Origin of the sequence: Paenibacillus sp. IHB B 3415 (assembly GCF_000802655.2) — a bacterium.
Lineage (GTDB): Bacteria > Bacillota > Bacilli > Paenibacillales > Paenibacillaceae > Paenibacillus_AQ > Paenibacillus_AQ phytohabitans.
In genome coordinates this window covers 1-1,505 of sequence record NZ_JUEI01000180.1, presented here as the reverse complement: position 1 = coordinate 1,505, position 1,505 = coordinate 1, and the positions used below count along the sequence as shown (strand labels likewise).

The window sequence follows — 1,505 nt, the reverse complement described above, 5'->3', positions numbered from 1 at the left end:
ACTCAACTTTCGCACCTAGAAAATCGACTTAAACCCTTGAGGGCGTAAGAAGAATTCGCTACCTTTAGCCGAGTTGACAAAAAACACCTCGCTTGTTTGGTATCATGGAAGTGTCGAGCAACCATGCCAACAAGAAAGGTGTGTAACCCTATGTTACAACAACATTCCCTGTCTGAACAGTCTCGCTTTTCCAAAATTTTTGCCACTCTCCACATTGGCAAAGCCTTGCGGCATGCAGGCATTTCAAAGTCCTTTGGTCTTTCGAGCCTAGCGATTTTTCAAATCGTGTTCTCCTTGGTCTTCGAAGGAAAGAACTGGTTTCGTCTTCTGGAAAGTGACCGTGGAGCGGATCTTCCCGGTAAAGATGTCATCTATCGTTTCTTAAATCAAGCTTCTTTTGCTTGGCGGCGCTTTTTGCAGACCTTAAGTCTTCAAATTGTGCAGGGCTTCGAATCGCTTATTTCTTCTACACGTGTGCGGGTGTTCATCATCGACGATTCGGTGCTCAGCCGAAACCGGAGCAAAAAGGCAGAGCTCTTGGCACGAGTCTTTGACCATTCCACTGGTAAATTTATCAAAGGGTACACCATGCTAACGCTCGGTTGGTCGGACGGTTTTAGCTTCGCTCCGCTTGACTTTGTCATGCTGTCTTCAGCTAAACTGGCTAATCGCCTATGCGAAATGACTTCGAATCTTTCCAAACGCAGCAATGGATACAAACGGCGGATGGAGGCCTTTTCCCGGAAACCGGATGCGGTTGTGGCCTTGCTGGATCGAGCGCTACGTGCAGGATTCACCGCCGACTACGTCCTTATGGACAGCTGGTTTACGCAAGCTCCATTGCTTCGCGAGCTCACTGCCAAAGGTCTTCACGTGATTGGCATGGTGAAAGAAATGAAACAACGCTATCTGGTTCAAGGCAAGCGAATGACGCTGCGCGAAGTGTTTCAAAGTCTTCCCCCCTCGACTGCCAAGGACATTAAAGGCTCCGTCATCGTCCAAACGACCTGCGGTCTGTCCGTGAAGCTTGTGTTTGTCCGCAACCGGAATAAAAAACGGGAGTGGCTGGCGATTTTGAGTACAGATCTCACGCTGGATGCAGCTGAAATCGTACGAATCTATGGCATGCGCTGGAGTATTGAGACCTTTTTCAAAGTCACTAAAAGCTATTTGAAACTGGGGACGGAGTTCCAGGGACGCTCTTTTGACCAACTGATTAGCCATACCACGATTGTATTCACCCGTTATTTGGCGATGGAATACGAACGGCGTCAATCGAGTGATAACCGGACACTCGGAGGACTCTTTTTTCTCTTTGCCGATGAAGTCCGTGATCTGGATTACCAGACCGCACTTCAGCAACTCATGAATTTATTTCTCGAAATGTCAGAGGCCAAAACCAAGAAGAACAGAACAGCAGTTTTTTGTCAACTCCAGGATTGGATCTCTAGTTTACCCAGCTATATCAAGGGTTTGTTTGGAGATTTAGGCTGCGAAAGTTGAGT

The 1,505-nt window shown here is 47.6% G+C and carries 1 protein-coding gene; it reads left to right on the top strand.

The genetic code is table 11. The annotated features are described in order from the left end of the window. Positions 1–150: 150 nt before the first annotated feature. Positions 151–1,503 (top strand): transposase, encoded by a 1,353-nt coding sequence (locus QW71_RS36005; protein WP_039310847.1) that lies wholly within the window; start codon positions 151–153, stop codon positions 1,501–1,503. The last annotated feature ends 2 nt before the right edge of the window (positions 1,504–1,505 follow it).